22 protein-coding genes and 1 pseudogene are annotated in these 22,254 nt (G+C 62.9%); 12 read left to right on the forward strand and 11 right to left on the reverse strand.

Annotated features, from left to right (window positions below):
- Positions 1-28: 28 nt before the first annotated feature.
- Entirely contained in the window at positions 29-379 is a 351-nt protein-coding gene (locus tag BRA1417_RS0121885; protein ID WP_027517654.1) for a zinc ribbon domain-containing protein YjdM, read from the reverse strand.
- 199 nt (positions 380-578) lie between these two features.
- Between BRA1417_RS0121885 and BRA1417_RS40660 the strand changes: the two are divergent.
- The 3 genes and pseudogenes from BRA1417_RS40660 to BRA1417_RS0121905 all read left to right on the forward strand — a co-directional run bounded on the left by BRA1417_RS40660 (position 579) and on the right by BRA1417_RS0121905 (position 2,514).
- Positions 579-1,115: pseudogene (locus BRA1417_RS40660) on the forward strand (helix-turn-helix domain-containing protein).
- Between the two features lie 224 nt (positions 1,116-1,339).
- Positions 1,340-1,981 (forward strand): hypothetical protein, encoded by a 642-nt coding sequence (locus BRA1417_RS0121895; RefSeq protein ID WP_027517655.1) that lies wholly within the window; start codon positions 1,340-1,342, stop codon positions 1,979-1,981.
- Between the two features lie 257 nt (positions 1,982-2,238).
- Positions 2,239-2,514, forward strand: coding sequence for a hypothetical protein (locus BRA1417_RS0121905; RefSeq protein ID WP_027517656.1), 276 nt, complete (start codon positions 2,239-2,241; stop codon positions 2,512-2,514).
- Positions 2,515-2,633: 119 nt separating this feature from the next.
- Here the strand turns inward: BRA1417_RS0121905 and BRA1417_RS0121910 are convergent, their stop codons facing one another.
- Positions 2,634-3,431 carry a hypothetical protein gene (locus BRA1417_RS0121910; protein ID WP_027517657.1) on the reverse strand — a complete coding sequence of 266 codons (798 nt, stop codon included), beginning with the start codon at positions 3,429-3,431 and terminating at the stop codon, positions 2,634-2,636.
- 204 nt (positions 3,432-3,635) lie between these two features.
- Here BRA1417_RS0121910 and BRA1417_RS0121915 point away from each other — a divergent pair, with 204 nt between their 5' ends.
- The 3 genes from BRA1417_RS0121915 to BRA1417_RS45690 all read left to right on the forward strand — a co-directional run bounded on the left by BRA1417_RS0121915 (position 3,636) and on the right by BRA1417_RS45690 (position 5,382).
- On the forward strand, positions 3,636-4,643 hold the full coding sequence (locus BRA1417_RS0121915) for an acyl-CoA desaturase (RefSeq protein WP_027517658.1): 1,008 nt from the start codon (positions 3,636-3,638) through the stop codon (positions 4,641-4,643).
- 308 nt (positions 4,644-4,951) lie between these two features.
- Complete coding sequence (locus BRA1417_RS0121920) at positions 4,952-5,170, forward strand: hypothetical protein (RefSeq protein ID WP_027517659.1); 219 nt, start codon at positions 4,952-4,954, stop codon at positions 5,168-5,170.
- On the forward strand, positions 5,164-5,382 hold the full coding sequence (locus BRA1417_RS45690; RefSeq protein WP_027517660.1) for a hypothetical protein: 219 nt from the start codon (positions 5,164-5,166) through the stop codon (positions 5,380-5,382). Before BRA1417_RS0121920 ends, BRA1417_RS45690 begins: the two co-directional genes overlap by 7 nt.
- Positions 5,383-5,437: 55 nt before the next feature.
- Here the strand turns inward: BRA1417_RS45690 and BRA1417_RS0121930 are convergent, their stop codons facing one another.
- Complete coding sequence (locus BRA1417_RS0121930; RefSeq protein WP_027517661.1) at positions 5,438-6,481, reverse strand: hypothetical protein; 1,044 nt, start codon at positions 6,479-6,481, stop codon at positions 5,438-5,440.
- Positions 6,482-6,700: 219 nt separating this feature from the next.
- On the opposite strand from BRA1417_RS0121930, the gene BRA1417_RS0121935 reads away from it, so the two are divergent.
- Positions 6,701-6,997: an HdeA/HdeB family chaperone gene (locus BRA1417_RS0121935; protein ID WP_245286258.1), complete on the forward strand. Its 297-nt coding sequence runs from the start codon at positions 6,701-6,703 to the stop codon at positions 6,995-6,997.
- Positions 6,998-7,115: 118 nt separating this feature from the next.
- Here the strand turns inward: BRA1417_RS0121935 and BRA1417_RS0121940 are convergent, their stop codons facing one another.
- Complete coding sequence (locus BRA1417_RS0121940; RefSeq protein WP_027517663.1) at positions 7,116-7,631, reverse strand: ParB N-terminal domain-containing protein; 516 nt, start codon at positions 7,629-7,631, stop codon at positions 7,116-7,118.
- Positions 7,632-8,042: 411 nt separating this feature from the next.
- Here BRA1417_RS0121940 and BRA1417_RS0121945 point away from each other — a divergent pair, with 411 nt between their 5' ends.
- The gene (locus tag BRA1417_RS0121945; protein ID WP_027517664.1) at positions 8,043-8,699 is read left to right on the forward strand and encodes a DUF4145 domain-containing protein; all 657 of its coding nucleotides are present in this window, start codon (positions 8,043-8,045) and stop codon (positions 8,697-8,699) included.
- Positions 8,700-9,401: 702 nt separating this feature from the next.
- On the opposite strand, the gene BRA1417_RS0121950 is transcribed toward BRA1417_RS0121945, so the two are convergent.
- The 3 genes from BRA1417_RS0121950 to BRA1417_RS42925 form a co-directional block, all read right to left on the reverse strand.
- Positions 9,402-10,028, reverse strand: a complete 627-nt coding sequence (locus BRA1417_RS0121950; protein ID WP_027517665.1) for a hypothetical protein — start codon at positions 10,026-10,028, stop codon at positions 9,402-9,404.
- 243 nt (positions 10,029-10,271) lie between these two features.
- The gene (locus BRA1417_RS0121955; RefSeq protein WP_027517666.1) at positions 10,272-14,036 is read right to left on the reverse strand and encodes a vitamin B12-dependent ribonucleotide reductase; all 3,765 of its coding nucleotides are present in this window, start codon (positions 14,034-14,036) and stop codon (positions 10,272-10,274) included.
- 39 nt (positions 14,037-14,075) lie between these two features.
- Positions 14,076-14,294: a hypothetical protein gene (locus BRA1417_RS42925; protein ID WP_084462270.1), complete on the reverse strand. Its 219-nt coding sequence runs from the start codon at positions 14,292-14,294 to the stop codon at positions 14,076-14,078.
- Positions 14,295-14,797: 503 nt separating this feature from the next.
- Between BRA1417_RS42925 and BRA1417_RS0121960 the strand changes: the two genes are divergently transcribed.
- Positions 14,798-15,694 carry a DMT family transporter gene (locus tag BRA1417_RS0121960; RefSeq protein WP_027517667.1) on the forward strand — a complete coding sequence of 299 codons (897 nt, stop codon included), beginning with the start codon at positions 14,798-14,800 and terminating at the stop codon, positions 15,692-15,694.
- A gap of 26 nt (positions 15,695-15,720) precedes the next feature.
- On the opposite strand, the gene BRA1417_RS0121965 is transcribed toward BRA1417_RS0121960, so the two are convergent.
- Both BRA1417_RS0121965 and BRA1417_RS0121970 read right to left on the reverse strand, forming a co-directional pair.
- The gene (locus BRA1417_RS0121965) at positions 15,721-16,203 is read right to left on the reverse strand and encodes a nuclear transport factor 2 family protein (RefSeq protein ID WP_084462496.1); all 483 of its coding nucleotides are present in this window, start codon (positions 16,201-16,203) and stop codon (positions 15,721-15,723) included.
- Between the two features lie 270 nt (positions 16,204-16,473).
- Entirely contained in the window at positions 16,474-17,310 is an 837-nt protein-coding gene (locus BRA1417_RS0121970) for a helix-turn-helix domain-containing protein (RefSeq protein WP_051448360.1), read from the reverse strand.
- A 189-nt stretch (positions 17,311-17,499) separates the two neighbouring features.
- On the opposite strand from BRA1417_RS0121970, the gene BRA1417_RS0121975 reads away from it, so the two are divergent.
- The 3 genes from BRA1417_RS0121975 (at position 17,500) to BRA1417_RS0121985 (ending at position 19,386) form a co-directional block, all read left to right on the forward strand.
- The gene (locus BRA1417_RS0121975; RefSeq protein ID WP_210164825.1) at positions 17,500-17,865 is read left to right on the forward strand and encodes a hypothetical protein; all 366 of its coding nucleotides are present in this window, start codon (positions 17,500-17,502) and stop codon (positions 17,863-17,865) included.
- Positions 17,866-17,940: 75 nt separating this feature from the next.
- Positions 17,941-18,246, forward strand: a complete 306-nt coding sequence (locus tag BRA1417_RS0121980; RefSeq protein WP_027517671.1) for a putative quinol monooxygenase — start codon at positions 17,941-17,943, stop codon at positions 18,244-18,246.
- 168 nt (positions 18,247-18,414) lie between these two features.
- On the forward strand, positions 18,415-19,386 hold the full coding sequence (locus BRA1417_RS0121985) for an arginase family protein (RefSeq protein ID WP_245286260.1): 972 nt from the start codon (positions 18,415-18,417) through the stop codon (positions 19,384-19,386).
- Here the strand turns inward: BRA1417_RS0121985 and BRA1417_RS0121990 are convergent.
- Both BRA1417_RS0121990 and BRA1417_RS0121995 read right to left on the reverse strand, forming a co-directional pair.
- The gene (locus BRA1417_RS0121990; protein ID WP_027517673.1) at positions 19,383-21,635 is read right to left on the reverse strand and encodes a CHASE3 domain-containing protein; all 2,253 of its coding nucleotides are present in this window, start codon (positions 21,633-21,635) and stop codon (positions 19,383-19,385) included. The two genes, BRA1417_RS0121985 and BRA1417_RS0121990, sit on opposite strands and share 4 nt — an antisense overlap.
- Positions 21,632-22,054, reverse strand: a complete 423-nt coding sequence (locus tag BRA1417_RS0121995; protein WP_027517674.1) for a response regulator — start codon at positions 22,052-22,054, stop codon at positions 21,632-21,634. The genes BRA1417_RS0121990 and BRA1417_RS0121995 overlap by 4 nt, the downstream gene beginning before the upstream one ends.
- Between the last annotated feature and the right edge of the window lie 200 nt (positions 22,055-22,254).

Consider the following 22,254-nt stretch of genomic DNA (forward strand, 5'->3'; position numbering starts at 1 on the left):
AACATTGCGACATACGGCTGGCCCCGGCTTACGCCTTCCTCACGAACTCCGATTTCAAATTCATCGCGCCGATGCCGTCGATCTTGCAGGCGATGTTGTGGCCGTCGGTGGCGTCCTGCAGGCGGATGTTGCGGACCTTGGTGCCGCCCTTGACGACGGAGGAGGAGCCCTTGACCTTGAGATCCTTCATCACGATGACGCTGTCGCCATCAGTGAGCGCATTGCCGTTGGCATCGCGCACGCCGGCCTCCTGAGTGGCGTCCGCGGCGGTCTCCGCCGTGCCGCTCCATTCGTGGCCGCATTCCGGGCAGACCCAGAGGCCGCGATCCTGATAGGCGTGCTCGGAGTTGCAGGTCGGACATTTCATCGCGTCGGTCATGATTCGCCTCGTCGCCCGTCACGGGCGCGCCGCACGCTTTCCGCCGGAAAAAGATGGATTGGGAGCAAATCCTTTACCATGGCTTTCAGTCCTGGTGGAACCCTTGGAAACTTAGGAGTTCGGGAAAAATTCTACGGTATCGAGGTCCGGGTTTACGCGGCGTCCGTTCGACGTTGCCGCGGAAGGGAGTGTTCTGGTCATGAGCGAGCATCGCGCCGCAGTCAGACATCACACGCTGCGCACCGGCATTGTCGAGTTCGACAACGGCACCGGCAAGATCATCAGCGCGCCCTGCACGATCCGCGATGTCTCGGGCACCGGCGCGCGCCTTGGCCTCAACGCCTCGCTCTGGGTCGCCGAGCAGTTCACGCTGGTCTTCAGCAGCGGACTGCGCAAGGACTGCCGGGTGGCCTAGCGCAAGGGCAGGCTGATCGGCAGCGCGTTCGCGGACGGCTATGCGAGTGCCGACGAGCAGGCCGTGATGATGACCGCGGACGAGCAGTCCCGGCACCGGCTCGGGATCGGCGCGCGCCTCAGGGCTGCGCGCGAAAAACGCGGCTACACGCAAGGTCAGCTCGCCGAGCTCATCGGCGCCACGCCGGCCTTCGTGTCGCTGGGCGAGCAGGGCCTGGCGGACATTCCGCTGTACCAGCTGATGCACATCGCCGATCTGCTGATGGTCGGTCTCGACGGGCTCGTCGCGGGGCCGGCGCCCGAGGATGTCGACGCGGCGTAGGTAGCGACCCGCCAAAATAAAAACGTCGAAAACAACCCCATGCACAGTAGAAATCCCGAGGGATTTCAGTGTGTTGGAAATCCGAAAAAGCGTTGGTGTTGGGCCGTAGCGTCCTGCATCGATTTCGGCGATACCGAATCGAATTTGACTCGTCGGGCAAAACAGGGGCATGATGTCATCGTGGCGAAGGTTCGTGTGATGGCCTCGCCGGGCCGTGGGGCGACATGCCGAAGACACCAAAAAGAAAACTGAAGACCTACCAGACCTCGCTCGGCTTCTACGACCAGGCGATCGCCGCGCCCTCGATGAAGGCGGCGCTGGACGCCTGGGGCGCCAGGTCCAATCTGTTTCATCAGGGCGCCGCGAAGGAGACCGACGATCCCGACATCGTCGCGGCGACGATGGAGAAGCCGGGCGTGGTGCTCCGGCGTCCGGTCGGATCGGACGGCCCGTTCACCGAGCATTCCGGGTTGCCGACCGATCTCGCTGACGACGAGGCCAAGCCCAAACGCAAATCGAAGTCCAAGCCGAAAAAGAGTCCTTCAAAGGCTGCAAAGCAACCATCCCGCAAGGTCGACGATCAACAGGCGCGCAAGGCCGCCGCGGCGTTCGAGAAGGAAGAGCGGCGGCGGGAAGCCGAGCGCCGCAAGGAGGAGGCGGCCCGCGCCAAGGAGCGCGCGCGCCGCGACAAGGCGGTCGCGAGTGCGCAGGCCGCATTGGACGAGGCGAGGCGGGAGCACGAAGCGCGGGCGGAGGCGATCGAGGCGGAGCGCGCCGCGCTGGATGAGCGCGCCGAGGCGGAGCAGAGCCGGTGGGACAAGCAGAGGATGAAGCTGGCGGAGGCGGTGCGTCGCGCGCGGGAGTAGGGCGCGGGTCGGAAGCGCGTCGTGCCGTCACTTCTCCGTCATTGCGAGCCAACGGGTCCGCGCGAAGCGCGGCCCGATGACAGGCTCCGCGAAGCAATCCAGTCTCGCCGGCGAGACAGTCTGGATTGCTTCGCTCCGCTCGCAATGACGGGTGGAGAGTCCGCCGGAGCCGACGCCGATCATTCAAGCAAGAGGATCGCAAATTCGCTTGCCTTGCCTGGCGTCCTTTTGCACTCTGGCGGCAAGGAGACAAACGCATGAAGATCATGACTGTCGCGTGTGCGCTCGGAACCGCCTTGGTGCTGTGTAATCTCGGGATATCGGATGCCGAAGCCCGGGCGCGGAAGGCCCGCGTGGTGGATGAACAACGGTTGAGGGTGGATGTCCCGGTGCTCAGGCCGACGCCGTGGGATTACAATATCGTTCCGCGCTATCGTTATCGCCCGGAAGACGACCGGGTCGATCCCTATGGTCCGCCGCTGGTGTCGTCGTATGTCCGCTACGAGGGCTGGCGCTGGCCGTATTGGTGGTGAAGGCCACCGACGGACGCGGAATTGATTGGCGCCTGTAGCCCGGATGAGCGAAGCGATATCCGGGACGTTACCGCAGCATTCCCGGATGTCGCTTCGCTCATCCGGGCTACGCTCCTTTGCTAACCGCCGTCATCCGCAGCAAGTCGCACAAACTGCCGCTTCATTGCGTTGACCCTGGCGACATAGCTTGCGACGAGGTGATCGCCGCAGCGCTCGTCGGCGATCATCTGGAACTTGCGGCGCGCATAGGCCGTGGCGGGGCCGGCGCCGCACAGATGGATGAAGGCGGCGAGATCCTGCCGCTCGCGCGCACTCGCCTTCACATCACCCGCGCGGGCGAGGACATCGGCGACATTGCGGTCGAGATACACCGATGCCAGCTCGATGGCGTGGCTCGGGATCGCGCGGACATAGAGGAAGGGCGAACCGCAGCCGGCTTCCGTGACCGCGTTGCTGCGAATACAGAACCGCGCGGCGTCGGCGTAGGCTGCGTCCAGCATCTGGAACAGGCCGACGGCGCTGGAGGCTGGCCGGTAGATCGCGAGCGGATTAAAACTCCATCGCCAGCGCCAATAGGTGCGCGCGAGCGGATTGCCGGATGTCTCGACCTGCGCCAGCGCGGCCAGCAATTCGGGCGTGATCGTCGCAGTTGAATGCTTGCGGAACAGCGGCCCGTATTGCCGCCAGGTCTCCGATGGCTCCTTGTCGAGTGCGTGGCCGACAAGAACGAACAGCTCGGTCGGCTTGCGCATGGTTTGATAGGCGATGTTCACGAGCACGATGACCGCAAGCAGCATCGCCATGCCGCCCGCGATCCGAACCATCCGCGGTGCGCGCGCGAAAGTCTTTCGCAGCCAACGCGCGCGTCGCCTGAGCTTGCGAAGGCGGGAGAGGAGGGGCTTGCTTCGTCCTGGCATCGGTCTTGTGGGAGTGCATCGCGGAGGCTTTGCACCTGGTTAACGCTGTCACCAGGCCTTGAAGTCCGGCTTCTTTTCCCTCCGGTCGCGCATTTCAAGTCGCCGCTCCGTACTCCCACGGCAGCTCCAATCCTTGATGGAAATAACCCGAGGTTGTACTGTGCGCCGCAACAGGGTTAATTTTGTGTGAATGGATCGGCTGGAATGACCGTGATCGAAAGCGTGGTGTCGGCGGAAGCTGCGGAGCGGAAAATGCCGCCGGGCGTGCTGGTCGAAGGTCCCGTGGTCGAGGCCAAGTTTCGCGATTCCTACATCTCCTTCGTCATCATGATCGGCGGATCGATCGCGGCGCTGGTCTGGGCCTTCTGGCAAGGCATCGGCTGGGTGGAGGTTTCGGTCTTCGCCGGCACGTTCGCGCTGTCCACGGTCGGGATCGGCTTCATGCATCGCTACTTCGTGCACCGCAGCTTCCGCTGCGGCCCGGTGATGCGGACGCTGTTCGCGGCCATCGCCACCATGGCGGTGCAGGGCTCGATCCTGAAATGGGTGAGCAATCATCGCCGGCATCATCTGCACTCCGACAAGCCCGGCGACGTCCACAGCCCTTATTATGACGGCGACGGCAACCCCTATGTCACCTTCGCCAAGGGGATGATGCATGCGCAAGGCGGCTGGGTGTGGGACCAGGCCACCACCGATGCCGGATATTACGCCAAGGACATCCTGGCCGATCCGATCGCGATGTTCTTCACCAGGACGCGCTGGTACTGGTACGCGCTCTCGGCGGTGATCATTCCGGGCGCGATTGGCTACGCCTTCGGCGGCGTGCACACCATGACCGGCTGCATCCTGTTCTCCGGCCTGTTCCGCAGCTACCTCATGACCATGGCGACATCACTGGTCAACTCGGTCTGCCACAGCGACGGCCGCTACGGCTACCGCCGCTTCGATCTCGACGACGGCACCACCAACGAGTTTGTGACCACGATCCTCACCTTCGGTGAAGGCCTGCACAACAACCATCACCGGTTTCCGCGCGACGCCTACATTTCGCACGCCTGGTACGAGATCGACATCAACGGCCTGATCATTCTGGGGCTGGGGAAGCTCGGCCTCGTGCACGACATTTTCGCGGCCGGAAGCCGGGCTGTTCGCTCCGGAGATCCAGAAGACGGAAAGCGTCCGGTGGCAGATACGGAAGCGATGGTCTGATGCGCGCCTGTAGCCCGGATGGAGCGTAGCGCAATCCGGGAATCCTGCCGCGAGCACCGTCCCGGATTTCGCTGCGCTCCATCCGGGCTACGGTCCTTAACCGCCGCAAGCCGCAGAAACTGCTGCTTCCGTGAAATCCAAACATGAGTTGTGTTCGGACGGAACTCTGGCCCAATGGGGCCGTTAAGTCCGGGATCCCCGAGCGTAGCGAGATCGAACCTCCGATCCTCGCCTGAGTAAGAGCGCAGTCGCGTTGTCAGCGCGGCTCGGCGCGAAGCGTGCTCCGTGCGTATCAACCGGAAACCTTCATGAACAGCCCCGATGTTCGCAATGCCATTCAGATCGACCGCGGCTCCAGCCTGGCGATCTGCAATGAAAAAGGCGACCGCCTGCGGATCAAGCTTCGGGGCGAGCACGACCCATTGCCGCAACATCTGACGGCCCTGGTCGACCGGATTGCGCAGATCAGCAGCCATTCGAACCAGGCGACGCTCGTGATGACCTCCAGATCGGATCCAGCATGCTAGATTTTTCGAATGCATCTTTTACGCCTGAAACCATCGGCATCATGAAAACTGCGCTGGACACGGCGGTTGCGTCACTGCCGGCCCCGGTCAGCTCTGCGCATGTCAAGTCGATCGCGGAAACAATCCTTCGCACGGCGAAGGAGGGCGAGCGAGACCCCGCTGTCCTAGAGCGCATGGCGTTGATGGAGCTTCAGATCTCGCCGCGTGATTGATGCGGGTCCGCAAGCTTGCGTGCTGGCGCAGAACTGCTCGCGTTGCCCTGCGGGCTCACCAATCCGGATCACCGTAATAGGGATCGACCATATAGGGCGGGGGCATCCAGGGCCCTCGCGACGGTCGGGGCCGCCGCGGTGCGGCCGCTTGCACATGCGGCCGTGCAGGCGCAGCGGTCTCGTTGGTAATCACGCTCCGCGCGGCGGGTTTCGCGGATGCAGGCGCGGATGAAGATGCGGATGACGTCGTCAGCTCCTTTTGCAGCGCCTGGACCTGTGCGGCGAGGCGTGCATTGGCCGCCGCATCTTTCTCTTGCGCCGCCTTGAGCTGTTGAATGGTGTCGGCCTGCTCGCGCAGCGTCTGCTCGTTGCGGCTTTTCAGTTGCTCGAGCTTTCCGTTGATGTTCGCGAGCTCGCTGGTGATGGTCTTGAGCGATTGCGCGAGATCGGACGACGACGAGTCAGGGGCTGTGGCGCCCGTTGTTGATGCGTTGGGTCTTGAAGCGTCAAACCCTGCATTGCTCTCCGTGTCCTTGCCGGCCGGCGGCGCGGGCACCGTGCCGGGCTCATCCGCGGCAGCGAGCTGCACTGCCGGCGGTTGCGCTGGACTTTCAACCGCGGCCGCTTGCGGAGGCTCAGTCGCGGCGGGCGGAGCCCATCGCGCCATGATCGACCTGCTCATGGACCTGGCCTCGTCGCGATATTGCGAAGCGAAGGCGACACCGAGAACGCCGATCGCCAGCACGAGACCAACCAGAGCGCGCCGCATGGGCCGGTCTCCCTTGAGGCCTTGATTACGAACCCTGCTATCCGGCGCCGGCGCCGCGGCCTTGGGGGTCTTGTCCTCGGGAATCTTGTCCTTGGGAGCCTGGACAGTCTCCGCACCGGCGCTTGCTCGCGAGACCCGCGGGCCTTCGTTGCCGCGTTCCATTCCGGAAACCAGCCGGTCCAGCCGCGCCAGGTCTTGCTCTGCGCTCTTGATCCGGTCGTAGGCCCGCGCCAGCCCGCCATCGGCTCGCCCTGCGTCCGGGTTGGAGGCCTCAGGCTTGGGGGCGTCAGGCTTGTGGTCGTCAGGTTTTGGGTCGTTCGTCTCGGGCACCGATGCGCTCTCGATCCAGTCGGGCGTCAATGGGAGTGCGGCAGTCCGATCGGAACGATAAGACTCGCCGCGATCCAACACAACGCGCGTGCGGAGGAGAAATTATGGCGAGGCCTCAGGGTGGGGCGGTCGCGGGGTATGCAACGGGCGCCCTTGATCTGGATCAAGCATGCAGCGCCCGACCGTCGCCACCGTGCAGACATTCATCGGAAGGAAAACATGATTCAGACAAGAGCGATCATCCTTGGTGCCTTCGCGGCCCTGCTGCTGGCCGTGCCGGCCAAGGCCCAGGTGCTGGTCGACGTTTCCAAGATCAGCTGCGACCAGTACATCACCCAGCGCATTACCCACATGCAGACCGTGAACGTCTGGCTCGCCGGGTTCTACGCCGGCCGCCGCAACAATCCCGTTGTGGACACGCAAGCGCTGAACAGGAACGGCAACAAGCTCTCGCGCTTCTGCGAGTCGCATCGCGAGATGCCGCTGCTCGACGCGGTCGAGGCCAATACGAAGTAGGGGCGGAGGGGGCGCGGGCGTTTGCGTTCGTGTCGGCCTGACCATGTCGCGCATTACGGCGACGCGCATGGAATCTACATCGACAGGTGAAGTGCACTGTCACCGTCATCGCCGGCCATCAATAGCGACCGCCGTGGCCCTTTTGCTGCGTGATCCAGTCCGACAATGTCTTCGGTGTCGATCCCACGGTCCGGCCCGGTGATGCCTTCGGATTGTCGCGCACGCCTTTCGTCGGACGGGTGCGCGGCGCTTCCGTTCCGTTGATGCTCTTCGAGCCAGCCATAGATGCTTCCGCAGCTTCCTTCTCGAGGCGCAGCTGTTTCAATCGCGCCATCTTGAGGCGCTCTGCCTCGACTTCGGGTCGCTCCGACAGCAGCGGCCTGTGTTGAGCGACCTCCGCCGGGACGACGACACCGAGAATGGTCGTCTCGCCGAGCGCCTTGCAGGCTTCGAGCCGATGCAGTCCCTCGACCAGAACGAGGCGGTCTCCGTCGAGCCGGACGGAAATGGGTTCCTGTTGTCCGATGTCCAGCATGCTTTCCGCGATCTCCCCGACGATCTCGGGCTTGATGGCCTTCTTTTGCTTCGTGGGAACGAAGATCTTCTCGATCGGGAAGCTTTCGGGTTTGGGCATAACTCGACTCCGCTTCTACCGGGGCGGTCGGAACCAATGCCGGTGGTGACGGGAGTCTAGAAGGGAAGGGCTCGACCGCAAAGGCAATTCGGCGGCAGGATGTGTTGATGAGCAACGAAGGGCCGATCGACAGGACGGTGAGGGTGAATTTTAGCGCACTGTCACCGCAATTCCCGAAACGACAACGATTGGTCCCTAGTCCTCCAAGAGTTGAGTGCAGTGTCACTGTAGTTGGAGCCCACGTTTAGCGAGCGCCCAATAGCGCGCCTCTTCTTGCAGGTACCTGCAATTCGGCTCTAGAACCATGCAGGGCTGGGGAGGCGCGAGTTGAGGAAGCATTTGTGGAAGGGAGCGCTCAATGGATCTGGTTGGCCATTCCTCCCGTGTCCGAAGTGTAGCGGCGACCTGCGCATGCTCAAGGAGGCGCTCAAGACTGAGGTCCCAAAGTACGCAAGGAGCATAGACTTCAATCCCAACACGCCGGAGCGCTTCACGATGATCCTGCAGTGTGCACGGTCAGGATGCGGGGAGGTAGTTGCGGCCGCCGGGGAAGTATGGACCGAGCCGGAGGCCAATCATGAGAATGAGGTGGAGTGGGTGAGAGGCTACAGGCCGCACTACATGCGTCCTGCACCACCACTCATCGAGGTACCCAAGAAGACGCCGGCCGAAGTGGTGAAGGAGCTGAAGCTGTCCTTCGAGCTGTATTGGGTGGACTACAACGTGTGCGCATCCCGGCTACGTACCAGCCTGGAGCGGATGATGGACCACTTTGGTGTCACGAAGACACGCATTCATAAGAAAGACCCAGCCAAGCCCGGCAAGCGCAGGATGCTCGACCTGTCTGCACGCATCGACATGTTCGCGAAGAAGGTTGGTACCAAGGAGCACTCTGACACCCTGCATGCACTGCGTACTATCGGGAACCTGGGTGTACACAGCTCGAAGGTGTCACAGGCTGCAATGCTCGATGCGTACCAGCTCTACGAGATAGCTCTGGAGGACCTGTTCAAGGACAAGGGCGAGAGCACCAAGGACATCATCAAGAGGCTCAGGGCTCATAGGTAGGTTGCATCAAGTACGGTACCAAGATGGTGTCAGAATGCCCATAATTGTCTTACTGGGTGACACCAAAGCTTCTGGAAAGGCCGGTACAGGGGTTGTACCGGGTAAAAACCCGCACTACAAAGAGTCAACAAGAAGTTGACCGACTCAATGAGTCAACGCAGCGGGAGGACGACGTACGGTGGTCCATCTTAATCAGATGGTAACATGTCCCCAGCGAGGCTCTGGCGAGAGCGACTCGCCATTGAACCCTCAACTCAGTTTCGCCGACCGAACCTCTGCCTGGTCGGCACATCAGATTTCTGGGTAACCCCAGAAATGGCAGAGGGGCCGCCCTTAGGCGACCCCCCATCTTACGTCGGACTACGACTCCTGGGCCGCCTTCAACGGCTCGGGAGTCCCCGACAGTGAGAGCAGACGCTCTCCCAACGCCCGAACCGGAACCGCATATACGCGATCACGAAGACGGGCATGTGCACGGGACAAGTCTTCAAGAGACCCTCCTATTTCACCGAGTGCGGCCTGAGCCCGCACGCCCCTTGGGGGCCTGTTGTCAGAGCCCCAAGCCTGTGATGAAGGAGCTGGGACCAGGACGAATCGGTGAGTGCACAAGTCGAAACTACTAAAAAAACAAGAGTCACCGTAAGGCAACTCAGGCGCTATCCTCCACTAATGAACAGGGATCCTGGGGTTTTACAGCCTTAATCACTTGAAGACGTCCTCCTTGGCGCGCTCGGTGAGCGCGATTTCGTGGCCGTTGCGGGTGATTACGCTGTTGTTCTTCAGATTGGTTAGCATCGGCGAGATGCTCGCCATCGGGACCTCGCGGCCCTTGATCTTCGTCAGGAAGGTCTGGATCTCGGCGGCCGTCCACCAGACGTCGCCGCAGTTGCGCATGAGCAGCATGGTCAACTGCTCTAACGTCTCGTTGCCGGTCATGACGTCGCGCACGACCCTGACCAGGCCGGCGCCGCCGTCGTCATCATCCCCGCCGCCTTCTTCGCCCTCGACGTGGTCTTCCTCTTCTTCCTCAGCGGTGGCGAAGTCGCGCTCGGCCTCGACCAGGTCACGGTGGGTGAACTCGCTGGGGTGGAGGCGGGTGGTGATGCCGTAGGAGCCGGAGGAGAGCAGGGCGTTCATCTCGGTCGAGGCCGTGCCCATCTGCGGCGGCAACACCGTCATCGGCAGCGAGGCCTTCTCGGTCGCGCCCGACAAGCGGAGCAGCACCTTCTCGGCGGTGTAGAGGTCGCGGTCCTCCTCGCACAGCGCGGAAATCTGCGACCAGATTTGTCGCCGCCGGTTCCGCACACTGTTGAGGTCAGGGGTGCCCATTCCCCCTATGTACCACGAAACAAAGGTTTTGCAAAACCTAAGCCTTTGTTTTCAGATAAGTTTTAGGAACAAAAGTAGAACATTAAGTATATTCGGTTCTATGCTACCGTCTCGCGGCTGACGCCCAGCCGAGCCAAAGAAGAGAGAGCGCGAATCACCGCACACCGGCTGGCGAGTGGTCAACAAGAAGGGCGGCCTTTCGGCCGCCCTTGGACAAACGACCATTGTGACGCACGTCGCCCCTCACGAACACCCCGTCGTGCTGCCGCACGTATCGCACTTCATGCACGTGCCATTCCGCACGAGCGTGAAGTTTCCGCACTCGCTGCACATCTCGCCTTCGTAGCCTTTTGCCTTCGCTTCCGCGCGGCGCTCGGCCTTGCTGGGCACCGCGACTTGTGCGCTGCCGGCCTTGCTCCACTGCAGGGCCTCGAGCTTCTCGGTCGGCGAGAGGTCGTGGGCCACTTCCTGCTTCAGCGCGACCGCGCCTTCCAGGACGTCGCCGGCACGGCCTGCGCCGTGGGAAGCCAGCGAGGTCACCTTGGAGCCGCCCGCCGGCGCGCTGTCGTTGCCTTGCGCGACCGCGGTCGAGCCGCCGCGCATCACCACGAGGTTGTCGGTGCGGGAGCGGGTGAGGCCGCGCGACACCAGCTTGGAGGCGCGCTGGCCGTGATCATCAGGCTCCTTGCCTTCCTCGACGCCCTTGCCGAGCACGTCGAACCCGGTCTCGCTGGGATCGACATGAGCGAGGTCGAAGCGGCTGAGATAGCTCACAGCCAGTTCGCGGAAAACGTAGTCGAGGATCGAGGTCGCGTATTTGATGCTGTCGTTGCCCTGCACGGGGCCCGCCGGCTCGAAGCGGGTGAAGGTGAAGGCGTCGACATATTCGTCGAGCGGCACGCCGTACTGGAGGCCCAGCGACACCGCGATGGCGAAGTTGTTGATGAAGGAGCGCAGTGCCGCGCCTTCCTTGTGCATGTCGATGAAGATCTCGCCGATACGGCCGTCGTCATATTCGCCGGTGCGCAGATAGACCTTGTGGCCGCCGACGACCGCCTTCTGGGTGTAGCCCTTGCGACGATCCGGCATCTTCTCGCGCTCGCGCATCACGATGATGCGCTCGACCAGCTTCTCGACGATCTTTTCCGAGACCTGCGCGGTGCGCGCCGCCATCGGCTTGTCGTAGAGATGCTCGATCGCATCGTCCTCGTCCTCATCGTCGGCGATGAGCTGCGAGTTGAGCGGCTGGCTGAGCTTGGAGCCGTCGCGGTAGAGCGCGTTGGCCTTCAGCGCGAGCTTCCACGACAGCATGTAGGCGGACTTGCAGTCCTCTACAGTTGCGTCGTTCGGCATGTTGATGGTCTTGGAGATCGCACCCGAGATGAAGGGCTGCGCCGCCGACATCATGCGGATGTGGCTCTCGACCGAGAGATAGCGCTTGCCTACCTTGCCGCAAGGGTTAGCGCAGTCGAACACCGGATAGTGCTCGGCCTTGAGGTGCGGGGCACCTTCCACCGTCATCGCGCCGCAGATGTGGACGTTGGCCGCCTCGATCTCGCGCTTGGTGAAGCCGACGGCCTGGAGGAGGTCGAAGCCCGGCGCGGCAATGGCTTCAGCGCCGATGCCGAGCTGGTCGCGAATGAAGTCTTCGCCAAAGGTCCATTTGTTGAAGGCGAACTTGATGTCGAACGCGGTCGGCAGCGCCTTCTCGACCTTGGCAATGGCTTCGTCGGTGAAGCCCTTGGCCTTCAAGGTCGAGGCGTTGATGCCGGGCGCGTTGGAGAGCGAGCCGTGGCCGACGGCGTAGGCCTCGATCTCCGCGATCTCGCTCTCGCGATAGCCGAGCGCGCGAAGTGCTGCGGGGACCGCGCGGTTGATGATCTTGAAGTAGCCGCCGCCGGCGAGCTTCTTGAATTTCACCAGCGCAAAGTCGGGCTCGATGCCGGTGGTGTCGCAATCCATGACGAGGCCGATCGTGCCGGTCGGCGCGATCACCGTGGTTTGGGCGTTGCGATAGCCGTGCTTCTCGCCGAGCTCGAGCGCCGCATCCCAGGCCGCTTGCGCATGGGTGACGAGGTCTGTCTGCGGACAGGACACCAGGTCCATCGGGACGGGATTGACGCTGAGCGCCTCGTAGCCGTTGGACTGGCCATGGGCGGCGCGGCGGTGGTTGCGGATCACGCGCAGCATGTGCGCGGCGTTCTTCTTGTAGCCGGGGAAGGTGCCGAGCTCGGACGCCATCTCGGCCGAGGTCTTGTAGGTGATGCCGGTCATGATCGCGGTCAGCGCGCCGGCGATGGCGCGGCCTTCCTTCGAGTCATAAGACAGGCCCATGGTCATCAGGAGGCCGCCGATATTGGCGTAGCCGAGGCCGAGCGTGCGGAACTCGTAGGAGAGCTCGGCGATCGACTTCGACGGGAACTGCGCCATCATCACCGAGATTTCGAGCACGATGGTCCAGAGCCGGCAGAGATGCTCGTAGCCTTCGACGTCGAAACGCTTGGAGGGGATATCGTAGAACGTCAGCAGATTGGCGGAGGCGAGGTTGCACGCCGTGTCGTCCAGGAACATGTATTCCGAGCACGGATTGGAGGCGCGGATGTCGCCGGACGCCTTGCAGGTGTGCCAGTCGTTCATGGTGGTGTTGAAGTGCAGGCCCGGGTCGGCTGACGCCCAGGCGGCGTAGCCGATCTTTTCCCAGAGGTCGCGCGCCTTCAGGGTCTTGGTGATCTTCTTCGTGGTGCGTCCGACCAGATTCCAGTCGCCGTCGGTCTCGACCGCGCGCAGGAAGTCGTCCTTGAGCGAGACGGAGTTGTTGGAGTTCTGGCCGGAGACCGTGAGGTAGGCTTCCGAATCCCAGTCGGTGTCGTAGACGTCGAACTGGATGTCCTTGTAGCCCTGCTTGGCAAACTGGATGACGCGCTTGATGTAGTTGTCAGGCACGAGGCTGCGACGCGCCAGCTTGATCTCGCGGCGCAGCGCCGGGTTCTTCTCGGGATCGAAGCAATCGTCGCCCGAGCCTTCGCAATTGACGCAGGCCTTCAGCACGGCCTTGAGGTGCTTCTGGTTGATCTTGGATCCGGTGACGAGAGCCGCGACCTTCTGCTCCTCCTTCACCTTCCAGTCGATATAGGTCTCGATGTCGGGGTGATCGACGTCGACCACGACCATCTTGGCCGCGCGGCGCGTGGTGCCGCCCGACTTGATCGCGCCCGCCGCGCGGTCGCCAATCTTGAGGAAGCTCATCAGGCCGGACGAGCGGCCGCCGCCGGAGAGGCGTTCGCCTTCGCCGCGCAGGCGCGAGAAGTTGGAGCCGGTGCCGGAGCCGTATTTGAACAGGCGGGCTTCGCGGACCCAGAGGTCCATGATGCCGCCCTCGTTGACGAGGTCGTCACCGACGCCCTGGATGAAGCAGGCGTGCGGCTGCGGATGCTCGTAGGAGGATTTCGACCGGGTCAGCTTGCCGGTGAAGGGGTCGACGTAATAATGGCCCTGGCCGGGGCCGTCGATGCCATAGGCCCAGTGCAGACCGGTGTTGAACCATTGCGGCGAGTTCGGCGCGACCATCTGCATGGTCAGCATGTAGCGGAGCTCGTCGTAGAAGGTCTGGGCGTCCTCGTCGGAGGAGAAATAGTTGCCCTTCCAGCCCCAATAGGTCCAGCAGCCGGCGAGACGGTCGAACACCTGCTTGGCCGAGAGCTCGCTGACGAAGCGCTCTTTCTCGGGCAGCAGGGCAAGCGCCTCGGTATCGGGCACGGAGCGCCACAGGAAGGAGGGGACGGACTCTTCCTCGACCTTCTTCAGGCGCGCGGCAACGCCGGCCTTGCGGAAGTACTTCTGGGCCAGGACGTCGGAGGCGACCTGCGACCACGCGGTCGGCACCTCGACATTGTCGAGCTTGAACACGACCGAGCCGTCGGGATTCCTGATCTCCGACGTGGTCAGCCGGAACTCGATGCCGGCGTAAGGTGACTGTCCCGAAGTGGTGTGGCGCCGCTCAATCCGCATGGTCTTGCCCCGTCCTATCTTTGACCGGACCGCCTCCGTTCAGGCGTGCCGGGTCATCATTTCATTTCGCGGCGCTTGAGGGCGGTCGGGCCCCTTGGCATCGCAGCTCAGCCGGTAGACCCGGCCCGTTTTCTCCCGACGCGATTGCTCGATGCGCGCACCGATCACCCGCCGGCACGTCCAGACCCATCCGCCCCAAAGGGATGAGCCCGACATGCGTTCAACGCCCCACAACGTCACGTCTTCAACCATTGCCATCCGGGCCTGTTTCCAGCCCGTTCAGGCGCCCGAAAAATCCGCTCTCGCCGGGCAGACAAGCCCGTATCCCGCTGCCTTTGTCTGGCTTGGCGGAGTGCTGTTTTGCAGACCCTTTGGGGGAGTGCCGGCGGGACGCAAACACACTCGCGCCGAACGGATCGAAAACTAGGACTCTCCGTTACGCCCGTCAAGAACTAGTGCGAGTTCCTGAATCAAATACTAAATATGGTGGATTGCGGGGGATAACAGGGGGAAGCCCGCGCCTGTTGTTGAGCCAAGTATCAGTGAGTCCTCAGGGATTCCCAACCGAAAAAATTTGCATCTTGGAGTGCTGGCGAGGCTTCACCCCGCTGTTCACAGGGCAGGTATATTTTTGAATCGCGGGCTTGCCTCCGGGGGACTCACGTAGGGCTACGGAAGGTGAGGGCAGGCATGCCCGCCGGGGTGGTGGTGGGAGGCCCGAATCCGCGCCAAGCTCGGTCAAATTTTGCCGGACTACCCTCATGCTTGATTCGACTCGGCCGGTGCTGCGACCGCGCATCGCTCCGGCCGGCCTGATGTTCCTCGCCATCACCTCGGTGGGCTGGGGCTTCAACTGGCCGGTGACGAAATTCCTGCTCTCCGAGCTGCCGCCGCTGACCTTGCGCGGGGTCACGGGCGTGCTGGGCGCGGTGCTGCTGGCGGCGCTGGCGCTGATCCGCGCTGACAGCCTCAGGGTCCCGCGCGAGATCTGGCCGCGGCTCGTGACCGCCGCGCTCCTGAACGTCACCGGCTGGATGGTGCTGATGGGGCTGGCGCTGCTGTGGCTGCCAGCGAGCGAAGCCGCGCTGATCGCCTACACCATGCCGGTCTGGGCCTCGCTGATTGCCTGGCCGGTGCTCGGCGAGCAGCCGACCTTGTTGCGGACCATCGCACTGGTGATGGCCTTTGCCGGCCTTGCCTCGATCATGGGCGGCAACGGCTTTGCCGCCACCGCGGACAAGCTGCCGGGCATCATCATGGCGCTGTGCGGCGCGCTCGGCTTCGCGCTCGGCACGGTGTTTTCGAAGAAATATCCCATCCGTCTGCCGCCGATCACGGCCGCGGCCTGGCAGATCGGGATCGGCTGCCTGCCGATCACGATCATCGGCCTCGCCGTCGAGACCACGCATCTGGAGCTGGTGACGCCGGTCGGCTGGTGGCTGCTGGTCTATTCGACCGTGGTGCAGTTCTGCATCGCCTATGTCAGCTGGTTCGCAGCGCTCGCGCGCCTGCCGGCCTCCGTCGCCGCGATCGGCACCATGGCGGTGCCTGTGATCGGCGTCGTGGCATCCGCGATCGCGCTCCACGAGCCGCTGGGAGCAGGGCAGATCGCCGCGCTGGTGCTCACACTGGCGGCGGTGGTGCTGGCGACGCGGTAGGGGCTGGCCGCTCGATGTCCGGTTGCCTATCGCGCCGCGGGCGCCGGAGCGGCGTCGACAAAGCCAATGACTGACTTGAAGCGACCGTCATCGGCAATCAAGGCAAAGTCGGTGCCTTTGATGTAGAGCGGAGCATCCGGAGTGCCGCCCGCGACCCAAGAGAACCGCACATAATCATGATGAGTTTCAATCCCGCTCGCGAGATTGAGCCGATAGCCCGGGAACTGCCCCTGGGCCTTGGCGATCATGCCGTCGATGGACTCATGTCCACGCCCATCACGAACCCTATCGACATAGGTGCCGTCGTCAGTCCACGTCGCCGCTATGAGATCGCGACGTTGCTTCGTGTCCTGCTCGTTCCATGCTGCCAGATATCGCACGACGATGTCATTGACGCTGACCACTCTATTTCTCCCCTCGTCTGCGCGCTCGGCTGCAAGCACACCTGATGAAAAGCGCGCGCCCAATGCAGTCAACGCGATTGCGACCAGAACATTTCGCCTGTTCATTCCATTCTCCTTGAGACCCTCTGAGCTTACTCGCGGCGGGATCCTCACGTCGCCGGCAAGATGCGTCTTACGTCGGAGGGTGTCGATGACCTCGGAAGTCAAAATAGCTTTTCGGGGTGGGAGTATATGTGAACAGTGGTCGCGTGATCGGTGCTTCCTCCCTGTAGCGCCTCTGCAACCGTCAGCGAGAGCATCACCGGGTGTTTTTCTTGAAAGGCGCGGTTCTAAATCGATGGGCCATCTGCCTGGCATGCGGACCAGGCCGATCGATCAGCCCACTCTGGACGCGAGCGGAGCGCCGCTGGCCGACAGTTTGGCGTCATTGACCATGTCCTTCACAATGGCGATTGTGGCCTCGTCGGCCGGAAACAACATTTCGAGGGCAAGCTCCGACAGTGTGATGTCGGCGGGGGCGCCGAAAACGGTTGTGGTGTTCAGGAACGAGACTCTGCCGAACCCGGTCTGAACACGAAGAGGCGTCACATACCGCTGAGGGCCATCACTTGATGCGAGCGCCACGGCACCCTTCGGGGCCGGATACGACAACACCTCGGTCAGCAGCGCCTGAATGACGGGATCCGCTCTTGCCTCAATCTGCTGCTTCAGCACCGTGATGGTGTGGGCGCGCCACTCGACGAAATTGTCGATGCGCGGCCCCATCCCGTCTGGATGCAGGATGAGGCGCACGGCGTTGACGGGACCGCGAAGCAACTCCGGAGAACATCCCTCGTATAGCTGCGGCAGCGCCGCATTCGACAGAACGACGTTCCAATGTCGGTCCAACACATAGGCCGGATAAGGAAGATGGACCCGTAGGATCTGCTCCATCGCGGACGTCGCAGACGACATTTCTTCGAGACACCGTTCGGCGAACTCGGGCGCAAACCCTGCGGCCAACAGAAACGTGTTTTGATCCCGGAACGACAATTTCAGCTGCTCACCCAGGCGCAGGACCATTTCCTTGCTCGGATGAGAGCGACCGGTCTCGAGATAGGACAGGTGCCGCGTCGAGCTGTTTGCGGCCAGCGCAAGCGTGGTCTGCGACATACCCCGGCTGGCGCGCCACCTCCGTAGCAATACGCCAAATTCAACTGCGCGAACGGCCATGTTTCACCTTATGAACTGCCACCCCCGCCAGACTATTACCTCCCACGTCAAATTCGCACCGCAGGTCCGTGTTTCTTTTACCTGCGACGTTATCGACCGACCGCGGTCGCGTGAGGCACCCTTCCGCGTGCGCTAACGAGGGCGCGAGCCGTGCAGCGGCGCCAGCGTCGTTATTTCAAGGAGATGACTATGGAAAGCCCAAGCAGTCTGGCCGACCGCTACGTCGCCGTCTGGAACGAAACCAATGCAGAGCGGCGCAAAAGCCAAATCGCGGAACTATGGATCACCGGGGGCCGGCACTATGTGGGCGATCGGGAGGTCGAAGGGTACGAGGCGCTCGAGAGACGAGTGCGGGAGTCTCATGAGAAGAACGTCAGGGATAACGCCAACCGATTTCGGGCCGCTGATGATGCTCGCCGGGTGCACGACGCTGTGGTCTTTCACTGGGAAATGCTTCCCGCCAGCGGCGACGCCATTCTGGCCCGCGGGCTCGAATTTCTCATCGTGGATGGCAGCGGAAAAATCGTTGCCGACTATCAGTTCTTTCCGGCTTGAGGCCGACGGATCGTCCTGCGGGAGGCCATCCTCCATCCAGCAAGTGCCGCCTAGCGAACACCGAGGCAAATCATCGTGCCAGTCACTTATGTCATTAAATTCAACGTCGTGCCCGAGCAACGCTCGAGTTTTCTGCAACTGCTCGGGACGGTACTCGATGCGATGAGAGATGAGCCGACCTTTCACCAAGCGGTTTTGCATCGCGATACAGCCTCCGAGTATCGCTTCATGCTGTACGAGACGTGGGAGAGCCATGAAGAGGTTTTGAACGTTCAAATGAAGCGGCCGTATCGGGACGCATGGCAACATGCGCTTCCCGGATTGCTCGCGTCAGACCGCGAAATCGAAATCTGGGAGCCGCTGCGGAGCGACCATCCCTGAAGTTTTCTGACGCAGCCCGGCCTGGTGTTTGCAGGCACCGAACGTTGACTCTCATCGGCTTACAGCATTGATTCACATGAGGTCACGTCCCAGGTGAGAGCGGCTCCGGCGTTCGGCTCGGCAAGCCGAGAGCAAGTCAGGAACTCGTCCAAGCGTTGCGGATTAGCTATGTCGGCCAAACTGAGTGCCTCCTGCGAGACCGCTATGGCGAGCGAGCGCAATACATTCCTCGGCGTCGCGGCGTGCGACCTTGCTCTGCCTGTTCCCCTGCCTCCTGGCGAAGCCGACATCGTCATCTTCGGAGCTGCCGACGCAACGCCGCATTTGAAGGGCCGGACCAGCCATGCCGCGAATGGCCCAACGGCCATTCGCAATGCCTTGCGCGTTTACCAGACCGACCTTGCCAGGTGGGATTTCGACCAGGACGGAATCCTGCTCGACCCGGAGCAGATCCGGGTCGTCGATGGTGGCGATCTTGCCACGTCACCCGATGCCCCCGAGCAAAACCGGAAAGCAATCAGGACGGCCACCAAAAAGATACTGAAGTCCGGGGCGGTACCCATGCTGCTGGGCGGAGATGATTCCGTCCCCATACCGTTCTTCGAGGCGTTCGAAGACATGGGCAGGCTGACCATCCTGCAGATCGACGCGCATCTGGATTGGAAGGACCGGCGCGACGGCTCAGCACATACTTTTTCCAGCACGATGCGGCGCGCCAGCGAGTTGCCTTGGGTCGAACGCATTGTGCAGGTTGGTTTGCGGGGTGTCGGTGGCTCGGGCCCGCAGGAGCTCAGTTGCGCGCGGAATTGGGGCTCCAGGATTTTCACAGCACGAGACGTGAGAAGCCTGGGCGTTCAAGCTGTCCTCAGCGCAATCGAGGACAACGCGAATTGCCTGATCACGATCGACTGCGACGGCTTGGATCCGTCCGTCATTCCGGGTGTGCTTCTGCCGCAGCCCGGCGGTCTGTCTTATTTCGACGTCGTAGACCTGATCGCGGGCATCGCCTCGAAGGCCAGAATTGTCGGTCTCGATCTGGTTGAGTTGGTGCCAGAGCGTGATCTGCAGAACATTGGGGCGATCTGCGCAGCGCGGATCATCTGCAACGCCATCGGACATATCGCCAAGCAGAAACGCTAGCCGGCCGGCATGTCTCCGAGCGCCTTCCGGATCATCTCGGCGAGCTGGTTGCGGCGGTAGGGTTTTGTCAGGAGCATGACGCCGTCGTCGAGCTTGCCGTGATGGACGATGGCATTGTCGGTGTAGCCGGAGGTGTAGAGCACCTTCACCCCGGGGCGGATCGTCGCCACCTTATCGGCGAGATCGCGCCCGCTCATGCCGCCGGGGATGACGACGTCGGTGAACAGCAGATCGAACGGCTGGCCGGCCTGGATCAATTCGAGCGCGGCCTTGCCGTCGGGCGCGGCGACGGTCTGGTAGCCGAGACTCTGGAGCTGCACGGTGACGAAGTTGCGCACCAGCGGGTCATCCTCGACCACGAAAATGGTCTCGGCGCCGCCTTCGGCCTGCGGCGTCGTGGTGGGGGCCACCTCGGCCATGCCTTCGCCCGGCGGCAGATAGAGCTTGATCGTGGTGCCGTGGCCTTCCTCGCTGTAGATCTTGATGTGGCCGCCGGATTGCTTGACGAAGCCGTAGACCATGGAGAGGCCGAGGCCGCTTCCCTTGCCGACCTCCTTGGTGGTGAAGAACGGCTCGAACGCCTGCTGCTGCACCTCCGTCGGCATGCCGGTGCCGGTGTCGCTGACGGCGAGCATCACGTAAGGGCCGGGCCGCACGTCGGGATTGTTTTGCGCATACGCCTGGTCGAGCACGACGCGGTGGGCCTCGAGCAGCAGCTTGCCGCCGTTCGGCATGGCGTCGCGGGCGTTGATGGCCATGTTGAGCAGGGCATTGGTGAGGCGGGACGGATCGATGTGCGCGGTCATCTGCCCCTGTTCCAGCACGGTCTCGATCTCGATCTGCTCGCCGAGGGTAGGGCGCAGCAGTTTGGCGATGTCGGCGACCGCGGCGTTGATCTCGACGTTGCGCGGCTGCAGCGGCTGCCTGCGCGCAAAGGCGAGCAGATGCTGAATCAGCTCGGCGCAGCGTTCGGCGGCCTCGTCGATCAGGCGCGCCACGCGCTGCAGCTCGGGCTGCTGCTTCAGGCTTGCCACCAGCGTCTCGGTATTGCCGGAGATCACGGTCAGCATGTTGTTGAAGTCATGCGCGACGCCGCCGGTGAGCTTGCCGATCGCATCCAGCTTCTGCGACTGGTACAGCTGCCGCTCGGTCTCACGCGAGGTGGTCGCGTCGTGATAGACCAGCACCGCGCCGGAGACTTTGCCTTGCCCGTCCAGCATCGGCCGGCCGCTGATCATGAGATGGCGGGAAGGATTGCCGCTGTGCGGGCGGACGATCATCTCCATGTTCTCGAACGGCTCACCGCGCAGCACGCGTGCCGACGGCAGCTCGTCGGGCTTGAGCGGGGTGACGCCGTCGCCGTGAAGCACGCTGGACATCGCCCGCAGATTGCGCAGGTTCATGCCGGTCCGGTGCAGCAGCATGCGCTCGGCGGCCGGATTGGACAGAAGGACATTGCCCTCGGCATCGATGACCAGCACTGCCTCCGCCATGCTGTGAAAGGTGCTCTGGAGCACGTTGACCGACAGGCGCAGCTCGTCATGCGCGGTAACCAGATGCTCGGTGCGCTCGGCCACTGCGGCCTCGAGCTGCTGATTGGCAGCCGTGGTCTCCAAGAGCGTGCTCTTGAGTGCGCCCTCGCTGCGCCGGCTCTCGCGCATCATCATCACGACCAGCAGCAGGATCACCAGCGCGCCCGCGACATCGATGCCGAGCAGCACGATGCCGGTGCGGCGCGAATCCTGGGAGCGTGCCGCGAGCAATCGTTCTTGCTCTGCGCTCAAATGATCGAAATTGCCCATCACCGTGTCCATGAGGCCACGGCCCTCGCCCTTGCCCTGGACCGCGGCAATGCCGGCCTGGTCGTTTCCGGCGCGCAGGCGCATCACTTCTGCGGCGATCTCGATCCGGCGCAGCGCCAGCGGCTCGGTGCCCTCGAGCAGCGCGACGTGTTCGGGAGTGTCGCGCACGCTGCGCTTGAGGTCGGCGAGCGCCGGTGCGATCCGGGCGTGCACCGCCTGGAATTCCTCGCTGAAGCTCGGGTTGCGATAGATCTCGTAGCCGCGTGCGGCGCTCTCGGCGCTGCGCATCAGCACGCGCAGGTCGGAGATCTTCTTCAGCACCTGGACGGTGTGATTGACCCAGGCCGCGTCGGACCGTGACTTGACGTCGAGGCCGATCGAGGCTGCGGTGATGATCAGGAGGATGGCAAGTCCAGCACCGAGAATGACGCGCTGCGTTGGGATCAAGGGGCTTCTTTCTTGTCCTTCGGCTGCGAGCCATCGCCCGGCGCGGCGATGCATTCCCGGATCGTGGTCAGCAGCGCGTCCGGCGTGAACGGCTTGCGCAGGCAGCGGGTCGCGCCGAGCTCCAGCGCCATCCGGAGGAAGTCGGGAGAGGGCGAGGCGGATGAGGCGAAGGCGTAGCCGGACATCGCGATCAGCGGAACCGCCGGCGCGCGCTCGTGAAAGATGCGAATGGACTCGAAGCCGCGCATATGCGGCATGAAGATGTCGACCAGCATCACGTCGAAACTCTGAGTTTCGAGCGCAGCCAAACCCGTTTCTCCGCCGTCAGTCAACGTGACGTCGAAGCCCTGGCGTTGGAGGAGGATCTCGATGGTCGCACCGACCATCGGATCGTCATCGACCACGAGAATACGCGGCATGACACTTCCCAGTCATCGAAGTCCCCATAGCCAAGTTGATACAGGTGAATCGCGCGTCGGGTCAATTTGGGATTGGATAAGGGTAGGTATGCACGGTGCGGTGAATAAAGGTCCGCTCGCATCGGTTGTACGCGACAATCGCCGATGGCGAACACGAGGCGAGCGAAACAGGTGAGCCACCCGCATGCGAAAAAGGCGCC

This window comes from Bradyrhizobium sp. WSM1417 (assembly GCF_000515415.1).
GTDB lineage: Bacteria > Pseudomonadota > Alphaproteobacteria > Rhizobiales > Xanthobacteraceae > Bradyrhizobium.